Origin of the sequence: Nostoc sp. (assembly GCF_036919675.1) — a bacterium.
Taxonomy (GTDB): domain Bacteria; phylum Cyanobacteriota; class Cyanobacteriia; order Cyanobacteriales; family Nostocaceae; genus Nostoc.
Genome location: NZ_JBALCP010000023.1, coordinates 1 through 17,869 on the forward strand (window position 1 = coordinate 1; position 17,869 = coordinate 17,869).

The 17,869-nt window shown below is 42.7% G+C and carries 14 protein-coding genes and 2 pseudogenes; 7 read left to right on the plus strand and 9 right to left on the minus strand.

The genetic code is table 11. From position 1 onward, the window contains the following. From V7K49_RS02830 to V7K49_RS02845, 4 genes and pseudogenes are all read left to right on the plus strand, one after another. A partial coding sequence (locus V7K49_RS02830) for a hypothetical protein (RefSeq protein WP_335204437.1) occupies window positions 1-190 on the plus strand: 190 nt, incomplete at its 5' end. Window positions 191-728: 538 nt separating this feature from the next. Beyond that, window positions 729-2,021, plus strand: coding sequence for an ATP-binding protein (locus V7K49_RS02835; RefSeq protein WP_335068708.1), 1,293 nt, complete (start codon window positions 729-731; stop codon window positions 2,019-2,021). Next, the gene (locus V7K49_RS02840) at window positions 2,011-3,783 is read left to right on the plus strand and encodes a tetratricopeptide repeat protein (protein ID WP_335204438.1); all 1,773 of its coding nucleotides are present in this window, start codon (window positions 2,011-2,013) and stop codon (window positions 3,781-3,783) included. Before V7K49_RS02835 ends, V7K49_RS02840 begins: the two co-directional genes overlap by 11 nt. Next, window positions 3,762-3,860 (plus strand): annotated as a pseudogene (locus tag V7K49_RS02845) (element excision factor XisI family protein); the annotation flags it as partial. The gene V7K49_RS02840 and the pseudogene V7K49_RS02845, both read left to right, overlap by 22 nt. 378 nt (window positions 3,861-4,238) lie before the next feature. Here the strand turns inward: V7K49_RS02845 and V7K49_RS02850 are convergent. The 5 genes from V7K49_RS02850 to V7K49_RS02870 all read right to left on the minus strand — a co-directional run bounded on the left by V7K49_RS02850 (window position 4,239) and on the right by V7K49_RS02870 (window position 11,457). Continuing rightward, window positions 4,239-5,327, minus strand: a complete 1,089-nt coding sequence (locus tag V7K49_RS02850) for a PstS family phosphate ABC transporter substrate-binding protein (RefSeq protein ID WP_335204439.1) — start codon at window positions 5,325-5,327, stop codon at window positions 4,239-4,241. Between the two features lie 144 nt (window positions 5,328-5,471). After that, the gene (locus tag V7K49_RS02855) at window positions 5,472-6,725 is read right to left on the minus strand and encodes a serine/threonine-protein kinase (protein WP_335204440.1); all 1,254 of its coding nucleotides are present in this window, start codon (window positions 6,723-6,725) and stop codon (window positions 5,472-5,474) included. 1,074 nt (window positions 6,726-7,799) lie between these two features. Next, window positions 7,800-8,426 carry a cytochrome c oxidase subunit 3 gene (locus tag V7K49_RS02860; protein WP_300418240.1) on the minus strand — a complete coding sequence of 209 codons (627 nt, stop codon included), beginning with the start codon at window positions 8,424-8,426 and terminating at the stop codon, window positions 7,800-7,802. A 122-nt stretch (window positions 8,427-8,548) separates the two neighbouring features. Then, window positions 8,549-10,285, minus strand: a complete 1,737-nt coding sequence (ctaD, locus tag V7K49_RS02865) for a cytochrome c oxidase subunit I (protein WP_335068722.1) — start codon at window positions 10,283-10,285, stop codon at window positions 8,549-8,551. An 83-nt stretch (window positions 10,286-10,368) separates the two neighbouring features. Then, window positions 10,369-11,457 carry a cytochrome c oxidase subunit II gene (locus tag V7K49_RS02870; RefSeq protein WP_335204441.1) on the minus strand — a complete coding sequence of 363 codons (1,089 nt, stop codon included), beginning with the start codon at window positions 11,455-11,457 and terminating at the stop codon, window positions 10,369-10,371. 393 nt (window positions 11,458-11,850) lie between these two features. Between V7K49_RS02870 and V7K49_RS02875 the strand changes: the two genes are divergently transcribed. Both V7K49_RS02875 and V7K49_RS02880 read left to right on the plus strand, forming a co-directional pair. Continuing rightward, a complete protein-coding gene (locus V7K49_RS02875) occupies window positions 11,851-12,786 on the plus strand; it encodes a COX15/CtaA family protein (RefSeq protein ID WP_334865023.1) in 936 nt (311 codons plus the stop codon). A 219-nt stretch (window positions 12,787-13,005) separates the two neighbouring features. Further along, the gene (locus tag V7K49_RS02880) at window positions 13,006-13,959 is read left to right on the plus strand and encodes a heme o synthase (RefSeq protein ID WP_334865021.1); all 954 of its coding nucleotides are present in this window, start codon (window positions 13,006-13,008) and stop codon (window positions 13,957-13,959) included. 231 nt (window positions 13,960-14,190) lie between these two features. Here the strand turns inward: V7K49_RS02880 and V7K49_RS02885 are convergent. The 4 genes and pseudogenes from V7K49_RS02885 to V7K49_RS02900 all read right to left on the minus strand — a co-directional run. Next, window positions 14,191-14,409 (minus strand): annotated as a pseudogene (locus tag V7K49_RS02885) (ATP-binding protein); the annotation flags it as partial. Further along, window positions 14,354-14,896, minus strand: a complete 543-nt coding sequence (locus tag V7K49_RS02890) for a hypothetical protein (RefSeq protein ID WP_335204442.1) — start codon at window positions 14,894-14,896, stop codon at window positions 14,354-14,356. The gene V7K49_RS02890 and the pseudogene V7K49_RS02885, both read right to left, overlap by 56 nt. Next, window positions 14,893-15,846, minus strand: a complete 954-nt coding sequence (locus V7K49_RS02895) for an AAA family ATPase (protein ID WP_335204443.1) — start codon at window positions 15,844-15,846, stop codon at window positions 14,893-14,895. The genes V7K49_RS02890 and V7K49_RS02895 overlap by 4 nt, the downstream gene beginning before the upstream one ends. 21 nt (window positions 15,847-15,867) lie before the next feature. Next, window positions 15,868-16,032, minus strand: a complete 165-nt coding sequence (locus tag V7K49_RS02900; protein ID WP_334865015.1) for a hypothetical protein — start codon at window positions 16,030-16,032, stop codon at window positions 15,868-15,870. Window positions 16,033-16,799: 767 nt separating this feature from the next. On the opposite strand from V7K49_RS02900, the gene dusB reads away from it, so the two are divergent. Beyond that, window positions 16,800-17,855: a tRNA dihydrouridine synthase DusB gene (dusB, locus tag V7K49_RS02905; protein ID WP_334865012.1), complete on the plus strand. Its 1,056-nt coding sequence runs from the start codon at window positions 16,800-16,802 to the stop codon at window positions 17,853-17,855. The last annotated feature ends 14 nt before the right edge of the window (window positions 17,856-17,869 follow it).

Sequence of the window (17,869 nt, forward strand, 5' to 3'; positions counted from 1 at the left end):
CAGTTCCCTGCCGTTTGCAAGGCGATCGCAGCCGGGTTGTAGGTGTCATTTCCAGCTAGTGATCGGCAAACAAGAAATCCAGTTCCCTCACGTTTGCAAGGCGATCGCAGCCGGGTTGTGGGTGTCGTTTCCAGCTAGTGATCGGCAAACAACAAATCCAGTTCCCTCCCCTTTACAAGGGGAGGGTTAGGGTGGGGTAAAACAGCACGGCGTAAATAAAGCAACTATTTCAAATCGTTCAAAAGCCTGTCTTCTAAACTTTTTGACTTTTTACTTTTGTCCGCCTTCCGGTACTAGGTATATTTGCAAAAGTGAAATACCCGCCTAGTAAACCAATAGTAACAACAGCTACCCATCGCATCGGCTAGAGGGGGATGAGACGAAGCAGACTAAAAATTTATTTTTATAACTGAAAATTTTATTTTATTTATGTGTTAAGTAGCTTTCAGGATGTTATCTGTATAATCTATCATTCAGTTTAAATTATCGAATGTATAATCTATCATTCAGTCTTATTAATTATTGACCTCTGTTACTTATTGATAGGTTGAAATTTGGGGATTAGGGCATCTCTTTTTAAGACATAACATACCACTCACTTAGTAGTTATTTATTAACAAAATTTGAGAAGTTATGTAGGCATACTCTATCTTAGACATTACCTAAACTTCTGCTTCAAAAATCATGAGCCATTATATGGATAGTTAGCATGTTAACGGCACCATCCAATGTCTCAAGACTTATTAAACTCCTTTCAAGAAGCATACAGCAATCTCGAACTGTTTCCGTTGATGGAACGGAACGAAATGGAAAAATTCAGAGTCGAATATGGTGATGATTTGATTGCAGACCTTAACCAATTAGTGGAAGATAGTCCCAATGGAGATGGCAAAATAGTCTTTACAGGACATCGGGGATGTGGTAAGTCCACTTTGTTAGCTGAGTTTAGCAGACAAATTCAAAATAAATATTTTGTAGTTCTATTTTCTATTGCTGACAAAATTGAAATGTCGGCGGTTAACCATATTAATATTCTGTTTGCGATCGCAGTTAATTTAATGACCGAGGCAGAAGCACGCCGAGTTGATATTCCTCAATCTACTAAAGAAGCTCTTTATAAGTGGTTTGCTACCCGCACTCGCACTGAAGAATTAAATTTGCAGGCAGAAGCTGGAATAGGTTTTGACCTTCTAAAGTTGATTAGCTCTAAATTAAAAGCTGATGCTAGTGTTAGGGATGAAATTAAGCAAGAATTTGAACGTAAATTATCAGATTTAATTGCCAGAATTAATGAAATTGCTGCTCTAATTCAAACTGCAACTCAACAAAACGTTTTAGTAATTATTGATGATTTAGATAAACTTGACTTAGGAAGAGTTAACGAAATTTATCGAGATAACATTAAAGCTCTCTGCCAACCTAACTTTCAAATTATCTACACTATCCCGATCGCAGTCCTCCGGGAAACATTTATCAGTACAATAATTACCACTGAAACCAACGACCAGGTTGTGGCGATGCCTGTCTTAAAAATCTTTGAGAAAGGTAAAAATCGATTCCCTAATGCCAAACCTCGCCCGGAAGCAACAAAGATTCTCGGTGAAGTTTTGCAAAAGCGGATTTCCAGTGAATTGATCACAGCAGAAACTGCTGAAAAAATTGTGATTTCCAGTGGTGGTGTATTGCGAGAGTTAATTCGTATTTCTAAGGAATGTTGCCGGATTTGTTTGCGGATGATCCGGCGAAATCCCTCAGCAGAAATTATTATTGATGATAAAATTCTCCTTCAAGCAATCAATAAAATTCGCAATGATTTTTCTATCCGTTTAGGAAAAGCTGATATAGATATTTTGCAAAGTGTTTATGAACAATTTATGCCCAATGACCCCAAACAAGCAGAGTTTTTGGATTTGCTACATGGGCTGTATGTTCTAGAATATCGTACTGATGAAACTTGGTACGATGTTCATCCAATTATTATTGAAAGCTTAAAAAGACAGGGAGCTATTAATGTTAAATGAAGAATTATTAGATGATGATGGAGAGAATCAAGATGCATACGATGATTTAATTGTTTCTATTGAAGCTCAAAAACGGGGATTAAATTTACTGATTGCAGTTTGCAATGATGCTAGCTTTCGTGATCAGATTATTGCCCAGTATGAAGCCGAACTACAACCTACTTTCTGTCCATATCGAGTGACTTTAGCACGTCAGGAACCGAGTCTAAAAGCTGTTCTTAACCAACTGGTACAACAAGAAGAATATCTTCGTCAGCATAACCAGGCGGTGATCACTGTGACGGGTGCTGAACAACTTTATTTTCTCAGATTAGGAAAAGAGCAATCAGAACAGGAGAAATTTTTTGGTTACTTACAGTGGACAAGGGAAGGATTGCGCGAGTTTCCTTTTGCGATCGTGCTTTGGATAACTAACCAAATTTTAGTTAACCTGATTAAAAAAGCTCCTGACTTTTGGAGTTGGCGTAATGGTGTATTCCGATTTGAATCGAAAAAGACAAATGCTATTCCTGGTAAAGAACTAGAACATATACGCTTTGTTTTTAGAGACACAGAATTAGCTAGCACAGATACAAATGAAAATAACCCCTTTTTCTTGCCCATTCAAGATTTACAAAGGCTAATCGAGAAAGTAGAACAGGAACGGGGAACTAAACACCCCACCTTGGCTACTTTATACTCAAGGTTGGGCGATATTTACCGCAGCAGATTAGATCGGGGTGAGTTTCAGAATTATCAAGAAGAACAAGAACTAGCAATAAAGTATTGGCAAAAAGCGATTGAATTGCAAAATGAATTAGGTTTGCAGATGGACTTAGCTACTAGCTTCAACAATTTAGCAGGACTATACCGTGCAACAGGACGTTACAACGAAGCTGAACCACTATATCAACAAGCCTTAGAACTAAGGAAACGTCTTTTGGGAGACAGCCATCCTTCTTTTGCTACTAGCTTGAATAATTTGGCAGGACTCTACAAATCTACTGGACAATATAGTAAAGCGGAACTCCTATATCAACAAGCTTTAGAACTGAGGAAACGCCTGTGGGGAGAAAACCATGCCGATGTCGCCGCTAGTCTGAACGATTTGGCACTACTATATGATGAACAAGGACGTTATGACGAAGCAGAACCTTTGTATCTGCAATCATTAGAACTCGAAAAACGTTTGGTTAGCGAAAATCATCTTTCTTTGGCTTTTATATTGAATAATTTAGCCCTACTTTATTATCATCAAGGACGTTACAGCGAAGCTGAACCGTTGTCGCAACAAGCAATAGAACTAGATAAGCGATTTTTGGGAGAAGAGAATCCCGAAGTTGCAACAGATTTGCACAATTTAGGTTTAATATACCGCGCTCAAGGACGCTACGATCAAGCCGAATCTTTGTTTTTGCAATCATTGGAACTTAAGCAGCGTCTATTGCAAAAGGCGCACCCACTTTTAGCAGATACTATCTATGCTCTTGGTTATATGTATAGGGAGCAGGGACGTTACAATGAAGCGGAACCTTTATGTATAAAAGCCTTAGAACTTGATAAGCACCTATTGGGAGAAAATCATCCCAATGTTGCCGAAAGTCTTAATAATCTGGCAGAAATTTATCGTGAAACTGGACGTTATGGTGAAGCGAAACCGCTTTATTTGCAAGCTTTAGATATTTGTGAACGAGTCTGGGGCGTTAATCATATTCGTAGTCTCAATATTCGTCAAAATTTAGAAAAACTTGCCGCAGCAATGCAGAACGATTGGTTGAGTTAGGTGTACCCCCTTCTGATATCGTCATTGGGTTTCATTCTCCTTTTAAACGCCAATTTACTTCTTATGCTGTCGAGTGAATGTAAATAAATATTTTCAACTCAGATAATTAATACATCAATATTGCATAAGTAGTCTTGGATAGAAAAGCGATGCCTGCGGCGAACTACAGTGCATAGAGTTTAAATCCATACCTTTGCTGTGCCTTTTTGATGGCATAAAGGAAAACCTCACGGATTCTAACCGCGTGAGACGAAATTCTCGGTTATTGCAACGGGTGGTGATGTGGTAGCAAAAACCTGGTTGAAAGTTACGACGAGGGCGAGACATAAGAGGAATGGAAGTCAGTCCAGAATGTATTGCATCCAAACGAGAAGCGCTATATACGTCCTGGATGTAAGTGTTGCTGTAAATTGGTTCTGATAGCGATGCGACTATCGCTATCAGAACCTAATCTATTAGTGAACCGCGACGAAACCAGCTTGCTCAATTGCTTTTTGCCCCTGGTCAGTTAATAATAGATTGGCATAGGCATCCCCAATCTGTTGCTCCCGACCTTTATTCTGCTTAATAATTACAGACAAGTTAGCGATAATGGGATAGCTACCATCTTTAATAGCCTGAGTATTTAGCTGGTTGCGCCGACGTGGACATTGCTCAGGCGACACCATCGGTTCGCGATAGGGGGGAATTGGCTGACCAGAAGCCCGACTCAATGGCAAAGCCTTCACACTACATTGAAATACTACTGAACGGGCAGAAGCGTAATAGACGCCACCAGGGGTTTTACTAAGTTGGCGCACTGCCTCTGTAGTAGAGTAGACATACTGCACATTAGAGCCAAGTGCTTGCCCCTTCAAGTCGCTGTTGCTAGAGAATATTACTATATCTGCGTCCTCTGGCCGTTGAGATAAAGGTATAATGGCTAGGTTTGGCCCACCTACTTGATTCCAATTAGTAATTCGCCCCAAATAAATCTGCTGCAATTGGTCAACAGTTAAAGCTGACACTTTGAGTGATGGGTTGACTACCACTGCTATCCCATCCTTACCCACCGGACGTTCCTCAAGGGTGAAGCCTCGCTCTTTTGCAATAGCTTGTTCTTCATCTGTAAGAGGACGGGAAGACTGAGCAAAGTCTAGTTTCCCATCAAGCAACATCCGAATGCCTGAGCTAGAACCAGGGCTACCATTAACAGGATCTACGTAGCGTAATTGTAATTCAGGGCGAACGCTTTGGATCTGAGAATCTACCAATTGCCGGATAGATGCCCAAGCTGTACTGCCTCCGTAGTTAAATGAGGCATTGGGGACATCAGCAACTGTCTGAAAAGTTGATCCAGTATTAGGGAGGGTGTTACTAGAGATGGCGTTGGAACTTTGATTGGAGGAATCAACGCTGCTGCGGGACAATAAGTTCGGCTTCAGTAACCACCAAAGCAGTCCCCCAATAACTATAAGTGTCAGCACTTTACCAATAATCAAACCTCTAAGAAAGAGGGCTATTTCACTGTTAATTAAAGCTTTTTTTTGGTTTGTATTGTCCATTAGTTTCAAATATTCTTTATTATATTTATCCTACAGGAATCTATAGATATTTAGGTTAAAAACAAATCTTGAATAAGCTAGTTAATAGCCAGTTTGATGAGTGCTGGTAGATAATTAAATCTTTTTCATGTAGTGAGATTCAATTTATTCTTTGGTAGTTTTTGGAATGGTGGAATTGCTTTTATAGACTCCTCTGTTAACTGCTAATTTGGCTGCGATGCTATTCACATTAAGATTAGCGAACCGTGGCTCAATAAATTTTTCTATAAAATTATTTAATTGAGTAGGTTGCTTTGGAGGCGATGTCCCTGTATTAATAAATGTATAGATTAAAACTATTACTATCAAACTAGTGATAGCACCAAGCCCTATTCCCAGCAGCAAAATAAAATTTCTATAAGTTAGCAAGTAGCTATCATCACTATTTTGGTTTATGACAGCAGATTGTGAAGACTGTGACAACACCAGATCAGAATTAAGCGCTTGCAAAGCTTCTGTGGCAGTCTGGTAACGCTGATTATAGCGATCGCGAACCATTGTATCTAAAATATTTGCAAGACCATCACTTACTTGTGCTTTATCGCGCCAGATAACTTCTCCAGTATTAGGATCATCTTGGAGTTGCTCAGGTATTGAGCCTGTCAAAGCTTGAATGCCAATCATCCCTACTGCATAGATATCGCTACAAAGTTTTGGCTTTCCCTTAGCCTGTTCGCTTGGCATATAGCCAGGAGTCCCAACAGCAATTGTTAAGCCTGCTCCCAAAGCACCAATTTTCTTAATACTCCCAAAGTCAATTAGCACAATCTTCTGATCGGAGTGCCGCCGCATTAAATTTTGGGGCTTGATATCCCGGTGAATAATATTGTGTTGGTGGACGAAGGCTAGCACTTCCAGGATGTCTTTTAATAAATTTAAGACTATATTCTCGCTAAGACGCTGACCTGATACAATTTCTTGAGTCAAGGCATGACCGTCAATAAATTCCTGGACTAAATAAAAATCTCCATCTTCATTAAAATGGGCAAACAATCTAGGAATTTGATCATGAGCGTTGCCTAGCTGGTATAAAACTTCCGCTTCCCGATCAAATAGACTTTTAGCGATGGGTAGAACAGCAGGATTGGGATCTTTTGGGTGGAAATGTTTGACAACACAATGGGGTTGTCCTGGTAAATCCAGGTCTACGGCTAAGTAGGTATCACCAGATCCTCCGCTTCCTAAGTGTTTGACAATCTCAAAGCGATTCCGAAGTGTTTTTCTGGCGAGAGAGTATTGATGTCTCTTACGTCTAGCACTTGCTAACAAGTAAGTATTACCATATCCTCCGCTTTTGTGCAGTTTGACAGTCTCAAAGCGACTCCGGAGTGTTTTTCTGACTAGAGGGTTCTGGCTCATATGGTGTCTACTACTTGTTAATTTGCTGACCATTCAGAGCTTGGGTGAGGTTATGAATACCTGTTGCTAGATTTGTTAGTATTTGAGGCAGTCAGCTTCTCATACAACCTATGCTTTGGAGCAGTTTTGTGGTTAGCCGCTTGATCAGTTCATTTAACACCTTTATAGGTATCTTACATATAAAATTTGTTTCTGGAATAGTTCAATAATTTTATCACTTAAGTAAGTTTAACACTAGTCCACAGTATTTATAACTGCGGCACGAAGACAACATTCAGGAGCCAGGAGATTTATTGGAGTTAAGACTAATTCTATCCATTAAACCGCTAAACCCTTATCCAGAAAGGCTTTAATGATTTTTATGAATGATTGAAATCAGAAGTTGATAACCCTTGTCACATAAGGGTTGTAGCCTTAAAATTCCAATTTAGTCTAAACTCCAGGATTTATTTCTTTATTTATTTTAACTTTGGGTCTGATTACTGACAAAACCTTGAACAGTGGAATTTAAAGCTACAAATATCTCTTCCGGTGTCCACCACAATTTTGTTACCAGATTTTAGTCATTACTAACCGCGATCGCGTCGTCAGATCAACGTGATTTCGATAAAACTAAAAAAGAGCAGGTAAGTTCCTGAGGTAAATATCGAGTGATGATTTTTAAAGCAAATAAGTATTAGTTGTCAATCACTGAGATATCAAGTTACAGCATATTAACTAGTTCTTCAATAATTTATCCAAAATATCCAACTTTTCCAACTTTTCCCACTTTTCCCACTTTTTACTCGCGTCTGTATCACTTGCAATAACTCAGTTACATTTAGCAAAACTTCTAGTGGGAAAAGTCTAAGCTGGTTTTAATATATTTTCGTTAATAAATAACAGTTTAGATAATTTCCCAGATATGTAATCTTTTAGAAACTGTCCTAATTTAGGTTTTGCTGCCAGCCGATAGCTAAAATAATGTGACATCAGGGCAGCTAGCGGCAACTGTAGCATTATGTTTATAAAAAAAGCCCCCGAATGGGGGCCGATTAACTTGTTAGCGTGGAGTGAACAACTAATAATTAATACTCACAGTAGATACAGTAATCCGAACAAAATAATCCAAATCACGTCAACGAAGTGCCAGTAAATTTCGGCTGCTTCAATGCCAAAGTGCTTTTCGTTACTGTAGTGACCCGGAACGCGCGATCGCCATAACACAGCAACAATTGCCAAAACGCCGATGGTAACGTGCAATCCGTGGAAACCAGTCAAAACGTAAAATGCACTGGCAAATAAATTGGTAGTTAAACCAAATTCTAAATGGGTATATTCATATACTTGACCCACCAAGAAAATAGCACCCATTGCAGCAGTAATTGCTAACCAGATTCGCGCACCCCGCGCATCGTTCTTTTTGATTGCAGTGTCAGCATTATGCATGACAAAACTACTAGAAATCAGATTGATGGTGTTGACTCCAGGTAGCAATAGCTCTAACTCTGGGGTACCTGCTGGGGGCCATGCAGGTAAGGTAGCACGGAAAGCCAAGTAGGCTCCGAACAACCCCATAAAAATCATCCCTTCAGCAATCAGGAAGACAATTAGCCCAAACAGGCGATGGTCTGGATGTTCTTCGTGATGACCGACGGACGCTTCCGCCGCGTGGTGATGATTTAGTTCGGTTTTAGCTGGGTCAATAGTTTGACTTTGCATAAATTTTTAATGCCTAGAGGAGAAGTGAGCTGGGGGAGCAGGGGGAGCAGGGGAAGAAGAACTATTGATTATTGACCAATCCTCCATGCCCCATGCCCTATGCCCTATGCCCTATACCCTGTTTATTTGCGGTCTTCGGGATTGGCAGCAACCGCTGGGTCGGGTTCTGCTCTTAACACTGAGTTTGGCCCAGCAGATAAGATTGGATTGGGATCAGATAAAGGTACACCTTCGTTAGCCCTTTCCAAACCGTAGTCGTAGGGGCCGGTAGCCAGTACTGGGGTTTGATCAAAATTCTCGATCGCTGGCGGTGAGGTTGTCATCCACTCTAAGGTAAGTGCCCTCCAGGGATTATTAGCAGCTTTCTCTCCGTACAACCAACTCCAAATCGCATTGAAGATGAAGGGGAATGTCGAAATTGCTAGTATGTAAGCGCCATAAGTGCAGATTTCGTTGAGAAAGGTAAATTTGGGGTCATACTGGGCGATACGGCGGTTCATGCCCATTAATCCCAGTTTGTGCATGGGTAAGAAGGTCATGTTTAGACCAACAATTGTCAAGGCAAAATGAACCTTACCCCAAAATTCGTTCAGCATCCGTCCCGTCATTTTCGGGAACCAGTGGTAAATCGCCGCATAAATGCCGAGAACACTACCACCAAATAAAACGTAATGCAAGTGTGCCACCACAAAATAGGTGTCGTGAACGTGAATGTCAAAGGGCACTGCTGCCAACATTACGCCACTGATACCACCAATCACAAAGGTGCCAACAAAGCCCATTGCGAATAGCATGGCACTATTGAGTTGGATTTTTCCACCCCACATGGTTGCTAACCAGCTGAAAATTTTAATTCCCGTGGGTACGGCAATGATCATGGTGGTGATCATAAAGAACATCCGTAACCAACCGGGGATACCGCTGGTAAACATGTGGTGTGCCCAAACAATTAGCCCCAGAAAGCTAATGGCAAGAGAGGAATAGGCGATCGCTTTATAGCCAAAAACCGGCTTGCGGGAATGCACGGGGATAATTTCCGAAATTGCCCCAAAAAAGGGCAAAATCATGATGTAAACCGCTGGGTGAGAGTAAAACCAGAACATATGCTGGTACACTACTGGGTCGCCGCCGCCAGTCGGGTTAAAAAATGTTGTCCCGGCAATTAAGTCAAAGGAAAGCAGAATTAGACCTGCTGCTAACACAGGCGTAGATACCAGAGTCAGTGCCGAGGTAGCAAACATCGCCCAGCAAAACAAGGGCATTTGATGAACCCCCATACCGGGGATACGCATCTTCAGCAATGTGACGAGGAAATTGATTGCCCCTAGAATCGATGACGTCCCTAATAAAAGGACGCTCATAATCCAAATTCCCTCACCTACTTGACCTGTTACCAAGCTCAGGGGGGGGTAGGAAGTCCAACCCGCATCCGGTGCATCGCCTACGACTAAACTAGTGATCAACAATAAACCCGCAGGGGGAATCATCCAAAAGGCAACAGCATTCAAGCGCGGAAATGCCATATCCTTAGCCCCAATCATCAAGGGGATCAGGAAGTTAGCAAAACCCGCACCAGCTGGCACGATCCACAAGAAAATCATGATCGTGGCGTGCAGCGTAAATAAGCTGTTGTAGACTTCAGGGGTGACAAAATCGACTTCAGGGGTTCGCAGTTCTGTACGAACCAAGTCAGCCATCACACCACCAATGCAGTAGAAAATGAACGTAGTGACTAGGTATTGAATCCCAATCACCTTATGGTCGGTGTTGAAGCCAAAGTAGTCTTGCCATTTTCTAATCCCAGGTTCCTCAAGAAGGGCGGGGATATTGGCAGTTTCTTGCAACTTAGCTTGTGTCATAAGAGTTCTGAGTCTTGAGTCCTGTTAGCGATAGCAGGGCGTTTAGCCCGTTGTGAGTTATTACTTTTGACGTGGACTGTTGACTATTTGTGAATTTGATGTAACATTTCTGCCTGAATTCCCATGTCCTTGGTGTAAGGAGCGAGAAATTCATTTGGGGATAGATTCGCAGGGTTAACAGCAACGGCTTGATTTAGTGTTTCCTTGCTGGCAACTAGCTGCTCTTGCTCCCATTTATCAAAGGCTTCTTCTGTCTCAACGACCACTGATGCTCTCATCGCACCGTGATATGGGCCACAAAGTTCAGCACAAATCAGGGTATAATCGCCTGCTTTTTTGGGCGTGAAACGAATTTCGCTTTGTCTACCAGGGATCGCATCTTGTTTCAGGCGGAACTCTGGCACCCAAAAGGCGTGGATGACATCGTTGGCTGTCATATTGATTTGCACTTCTCGCCCGATGGGAACATGCATTTCACCCGTAGTTATACCAGTTTCAGGATAGGTGAAAATCCAGGCATATTGTAGACCTGTGACGTTGACCCGCAATTGTGGTGGTTTGCCTGCTCTATCAGGACTGCCCCCAATTGTCGGAGCAACAATACCGACACCTGGGGCATTCCGCAGTTGGGGAATTTGGTCAGCATTACGAACTTCTGCTGTAGCTGGATCTTGCATTGCCTCATCAGATTTTTCTTGATTGAGGTTGGGTTCGGTGCTGGGAGGAGTATCGGTTAAAGTTGCAGCCATAGCACTTCCATGCCCTGGCATTTTCATCGACTCCTGATTCATCGGCGCTTCATGGATAGCATGGGGATCGAAGCCACCGATTTCGTTGTAAACATCAAAACTGTAAACAGAAATACCGATAACGATAATTGCCGGGATCGCCGTCCAGAGAATTTCTAGAGGTACATTGCCCTCAACTGGTGGGCCGTCTTCATTATCACCTGCACGCCGTCGGTATTTGAATGCAGAGTAAATTAAAATACCTTCTACGAGCAGGAATATACCTGTAGAAATGATCATCATCGCGTTGAAGAGACCATCCACTAATACGGCTTCATCCGTGGCTGCTGTTGGCAACAGACCGTGATTTTGACCGTACCAAAGGCTGGCTAGCGTTAGCACGATGCCAATGAGTAATGTCCAGATTGAACTTGGAATCTTCACGGCTTACTTAATTTAATTTACTACGTTATCTCAAAGCTACTCACTTACTAAGGTAGTCTAGGCTGGAAGGCATGGAGTCCAAAGGTCTGAAATTTTTATTAATTTTTTTGACTATTTTACTAATTTTGGGTAGAAGGTGACTATCAAAATACTGCCAAAAGTAGATGTAAATCAGTGGAAAAATTTAGGATGCTTAAATTAATTGTGATTAATCAATTTTTCACATCTTGAAAAATACCTAAAGCTTCAGGGAAAACGTCGCTAAAGTGATTCAAAGTATAAGTGAGTGCTAATCTATAAACCTTTAGCCTATACGCTAGGGTGAAGATGGGACGCTAAAAGAAAATTGAAAATTTTAAGAGATCCACCAAGAGCGGGCAGAAGGTATCGTTAATGAGCGAATTTGTCCTACAACAACAAAATGAAGCGGCACTTCAGCAGCAAAAGCCCAAGGAAATGATTCGGCGCTTGGTGTGGAAAATGTGCATAGCCACCTTAATTTTGATGGCAATAGGCAGTGCCACCCGCGTGATGAATGCTGGACTTGCTTGCCCAGACTGGCCCTTATGCTATGGCGAACTCGTGCCAGCCAAGCAAATGAATCTCCAGGTGTTCCTGGAGTGGTTTCACAGATTGGATGCAGCTTTAATTGGTGTAAGCGCGATCGCACTCTTCGGTTTGTCCTGGTGGCATCGTCGTTTCTTACCCTCTTGGCTGCCTTGGGCATCCACATTCGCCCTGTTTTTAATCGTCTTCCAAGGTATCTTGGGGGGACTCACCGTTACCGAACTATTGCGGTTTGATATCGTTACCGCTCATTTAGGAACGGCGCTGTTGTTTTTTACCACCCTCCTGATTGTCGGCACAGCACTCACTCCCTATCAAGGGACTGGAACCGTTGGTAATTTACCTTGGGTAGGTTTAACTGCCGCTGTTCTGGTTTACCTGCAAAGTCTCTTGGGTGCTTTGGTAGGCTCTCGCTGGGCGCTACACCAATGCCTCGGCGGTTCTCAACTTTGTACTGTGATGTACAGCCATATTGCTGGTTTGGTGCCGCCAACGGTGACAACCTTAGCAATGGTATTTATCTGTTGGCGTACACCAGCACTACATCCAGCCTTACGGCGACTGGCAAATATGGCTGGTGCATTGTTGAGCTTACAAATCTTGTTGGGATTCGCCACTTTCAAATTACATCTCCAAGTCGAGCCTCTGACCGTCTCTCACCAAGCTATAGGAGCTGCTTTGCTGGGTACTTTGGTAGCTTTCACAGTTCTCGCACTGCGTGACTCAGTGAGTGCTGAGTCACGGGTGCTGAGTCACGGGTAAGGAATGAGGGAGCAGGGGAGGCAGGGGAAGAATTCCTAACTCCTGTACAGACGCGATTAATCGCGTCTCCTAACTCAGCACTCAGCACAGATGGAAGCTGCAACGGCGAGTATTGCGACCCACGCAGGTGCAGAAAATCTGTGTTTTCGTTTGCCTGAAAGAGCCAGCTTGAGCGGGGGCTGCATATAAGTTGTTGAAAAATAAGGAACCAGAGCCAAAATGATTGAGACTAATGTCTCTCGCCACCACGAAACATTTTTACAGGTAATTCAAAGTTACTACCAGCTAACGAAGCCTCGGATTATTCCGTTGCTTTTGATTACCACCGCTGGGAGTATGTGGATTGCTGCTAAGGGAGAAGTAGATCCATTGCTGTTGCTAGTAACTCTCACTGGCGGCACCTTGGCGGCTGCAAGCGCCCAGACGATTAACTGTGTCTATGACCGGGATATTGATTATGACATGGAGCGGACGCGCCATCGTCCCATGCCTTCAGGTAAGGTGCAGCCACGCGATGCTCTAATTTTTGCGATCGCACTGGCGACGATTTCCTTTACACTACTGGCAGTATTTGCCAACCTGTTAGCCGCCCTGCTAGCCTTTTCTGGTATCGTCTTTTATATTTTGGTCTATACCCACTGGCTGAAACGCCACACCACCCAGAATATCGTTGTTGGTGGGGCAGCTGGGGCAATTCCGGCTTTAGTGGGTTGGGCTGCTGTCACAGGTACATTAAGCTGGTCAGCATGGCTGATTTTTGCCATCGTCTTTTTATGGACACCGCCCCATTTTTGGGCGCTAGCTCTGATGATTAAAGATGACTACGCAAAAGTTGGGATACCAATGTTACCTGTGATTGAAGGTACTACGGCAACAGTGAAGCAGATTTGGTACTATACCCTGCTTACCGTAGTTGCAACCGTGTTATTGGTTTATCCCTTGGGAGCAAGTGGAATTCTTTATGCTGCGATCGCCGTAATTCTGGGAGGATTATTTATCCACAAATCTTGGCGGTTGTTACAAAATCCAGAGGATCGCACTGTAGCTAGAGAATTGTTTCTTTACTCCATCTCCTACATGATGCTGTTGTGCTTGGGGATGGTGGTAGATAGTCTTCCCATTACTCATCATCTAATTAGTGCGGCGATCAATCAGCTGCATTTTATTGGTTAGGGGGAGAGAAATTTTAGCGATCGCGTTGGTAAAAGGGCGCGATCGCATTTCAGAAGATTCAAGACCTTCTTATGAAAATTAGTTACGTAAACGGATTCTTTAGCACACATGAAGATACATATTCCACAATAATAAGCAATCCTGGTTTCAGCCTGAGTGCGTAAAGTAAGTTTTGATAAGCTTCTTCGGGTTCAGGCTGTAAATCATCATTCTAATCACTTAAATTTGGGTTCATGAAAGTTTCGCTAACGCTTCTTTAAATTCTGGAATTCCTTGAATCAATGGATGAATATCAAACCAACGCTGCATCTCTCCATCATTATCCAAATAGCGGTATTCTAAAATACAGCGGTTATACATAAAACTCCGAGACTGGTCATCATTAATAATGCACTTAGAAAGTGATACTTCCGCCAACAAACTCCATTGATGATTTTCCACTGCATAACGCGATCGTTGTTTCAGTTGGTCTAAAAATTTTTGCGTTAATTCCTAACCGTTCCAGGCTAAAACCGCCTCGTACTGCTCCCCCATCACTAAAAATTAATACAGCGGAACGTTCCGGGCGCAACTGAGCTAAAAAATCCACGACAGGTTCAGCTTGCTGGCGCGTCTGGTCATGGTAAAGATACTTAGTTGGGCAATTGTAAAAGTAGCAAATACTAGCTTTTCCTAAGCCTCCGCCTCGTAATGCTGTCTCAGCTAATCGCTGGGATAGTGCGTGAAAGGGAACCATCGACCCCTTGTGGTCAATCAGCAATAGCAGTTCAGTTCTATTCACCCGACTGGGCATCAGTATAGGCTCTAGCAAAACCCCCTGCCGTAGTACTTGCTCAATAGTTGCCTCTATGTCTAACTCTGTGGGCAAACCTGCCTCGCGCAGTTGTGTAAAAAGCTCAAGCAGTGGTAGTTCTTCATAAGGAGCTTCTATCTTCATGCTTCTGGCTGCGATCGCATCTGTTCACCATAGCGGCGGTAATCATCCCAACTCTTCAGCAACACGCCAGGATACAGAAGTTCAGTTTTTAACTTGCTGAGAATTTCATCATCTTGATGATTAAGAATCCGCACCCAATCCATCAGTTCGCTGGTGCTGACCTTTTTACCAGCTTCGCCCTTATCTCGCCGCATTTGTTCACGCAGTTCTAAAAAGCGGTCAATAATTGCGTCCACCAATTCCAAAGGTGAAACTGGAAACCGAGTCTTGACAATATCGATTAACTGTTGACGTTCGGGGAATTTGACGTAGTGAAATAAACAACGACGCAAGAAAGCATCAGGCAAGTCTTTCTCATCGTTACTAGTGATAAAAACAATTGGTATTGTCTTTGCTTGAATTTTCTTGAGCGGACTGTTTTGTTTGACTTCTGTGACTTCAAATCTTTGTTCATCAAGCTCTAACAGCAGGTCGTTAGGAAAGTCAATGTCAGCTTTATCTATTTCATCAATCAAAACCACAGTCTGCTGTTCATTCCGAAAGGCACGTCCTAACGGGCCCCACTCTACGTAAGCATCTGCATTTTTTGCTTGCACTGCGGCTTCTTCATCTATTTTGAAGGCAGCAAGTTGGGCATCACGCAACCTGCCAACGGCATCATAGGTGTAAAGACCATCCCGCGCTCGACTGGTAGATTTGATGTACCAAGCTTCATAGGGTAAACCCAACTCATAAGCCACTGCACGAGCCAATTTTGTCTTGCCACATCCTGGTTCTCCCTTCAAAAGTAAGGGGCGTTCGAGAGCGATCGCTAAATTTACTGCCTCCACTAATTTCTCACTGGGTAAGTAAGGATACAAAATTTGCCCCGTCTGTGGGTCTTGCTCTCCTGGCTGGGGTTGTACCTTCGCTATGTATTTCAGCCGTTTTCCGTCTACAGTTCTAGCCACCTAACTTCTTCCTCCTGCCAGTTACAGCCACACAAACCAAAAATTTGAGCAAACTACACGCTCTGGAATGCCTTCACTCTTCTCTAAAATCACCTGAACTGTATAGCGTTTTATCTTCTCACTGAGCAGATCGTACTGTTGTTGAAGTTCTTCCCGTCTTCGTTGTAAATGCCGAACTGAGAACATATTGTGAGTTTTAATACCCAACTATTGAGATATTACTATTTTTATTGCAGGCTGTTTTCTAGCTGCTTGATGCGTTGAGTAAGTTGTGTTCTTTCAACTTCAGAATTTTCAATCTGCTTTTATAACTGAAACTTTACGGCAGCACCGGATTCTATCGCTAAATTCAACCGCAGGCGACTCAACTTCTGACTTAATAAATCGTACTGTTGCTGGAGGCTTTCGATTTATTGTAAAATTCGCCCCCTTTGCCCCGGATTTAAACTAGTTGACTGTGCATTTGATACTCCACTTGATTTGTTCGAGACTATCTGCTGTACTTCTGAGACTGGAGACACTGAGTTTTGTTTTTCTCTGGAACAGGCTTTGCAAGCATTAATCTCTCTGCACCCACAGGGGATTAATAGTTTACATAAAAACCACTATTATTTTACAAAAGTTCATTGCTAGCATTGCCATGATGATACGGTTAAAATGGCGCATCGTCGTAGCGTTTATTTGCAGTAGCAGGCATTGTAGTAGTGCTAGGATCTAGAATATGGGCTGCTTGTACCTATTGAGTTGTCGTTGTGGAAGACAACAACTTTATCTTAATTATTGGTATTGGGTTTGACAGCCAAACAAATCTCGCAGCCGTTGGATTTGGAAGTTGAACAGGCTCGGTAAGCTGCAAAAATAGCCTCTAAGTCAAGATACATCAACGAAAATAAACAGTATCTCTAAATATCCTAGCTATCTTCGGTTCCCACAATTTTTAATTAATTTTTCCTATGATTTCTCTGTCTCCCACTCTTCAAGCTAGGCTCTCCCAACCCTTAAAAATTGGCTCATTTGAGGTAAAAAGTCGGGTTCTCCAGTCACCTCTATCTGGGGTGACGGATATGGTGTTTCGCCGTCTCGTGCGCCGCTATGCCCCAGATTCGATGATGTATACCGAAATGGTGAATGCTACGGGGTTGCATTATGTCAAGCAGTTACCCAAAATCATGGAGGTAGATCCAAATGAACGCCCAATTAGCGTTCAACTATTTGATTGCCGTCCAGATTTCCTGGCAGAAGCAGCAATCAAGGCAGTTGCAGAAGGTGCTGATACTGTTGATATTAATATGGGTTGTCCAGTAAATAAAATCACTAAAAATGGTGGTGGTTCTTCGTTGTTGCGGCAACCAGAAGTAGCAGAGGCAATTGTGCGGGAAGTGGTAAAAGCTGTTGATGTCCCTGTGACAGTAAAAACCCGTATTGGCTGGAATGACAACGAAATTACTATTCTCGACTTTGCCAAGCGGATGGAAGATGCAGGGGCAAAAATGATCACAGTACACGGACGCACCCGCGCTCAAGGATACAATGGCAATGCCCGTTGGGAATGGATTACCCGTGTAAAAGAAGTGCTTTCTATCCCAGTGATTGGGAATGGAGATATTTTCTCTGTTGAAGCAGCAGTGAGATGTTTAGAGCAAACTGGCGCTGATGGTGTGATGTGTTCCCGTGGAACTTTAGGTTATCCGTTTTTAGTGGGAGAAATTGATCACTTCTTGAAAACTGGGGAGATATTACCGCCACCAACCCCAATTGGGCGTTTGGAATGTGCAAGAGATCATTTACAAGCCTTATGGGAATATAAAGGCGATCGCGGTGTGCGTCAAGCCCGTAAGCATATGACTTGGTATGCTAAAGGTTTCGTTGGTGCTGCTGAACTCCGAGGACAGTTAAGTGTAGTTGAAAAGGTGGATCAAGGTTTGGCAATGATTGACCAAGCAATAGAAAAACTGGCTAATGGTTATGAATTAGAGGAAGAAGCACAAGGTAGTTTAGTAATGCTTTAAAAAATGAATATTAC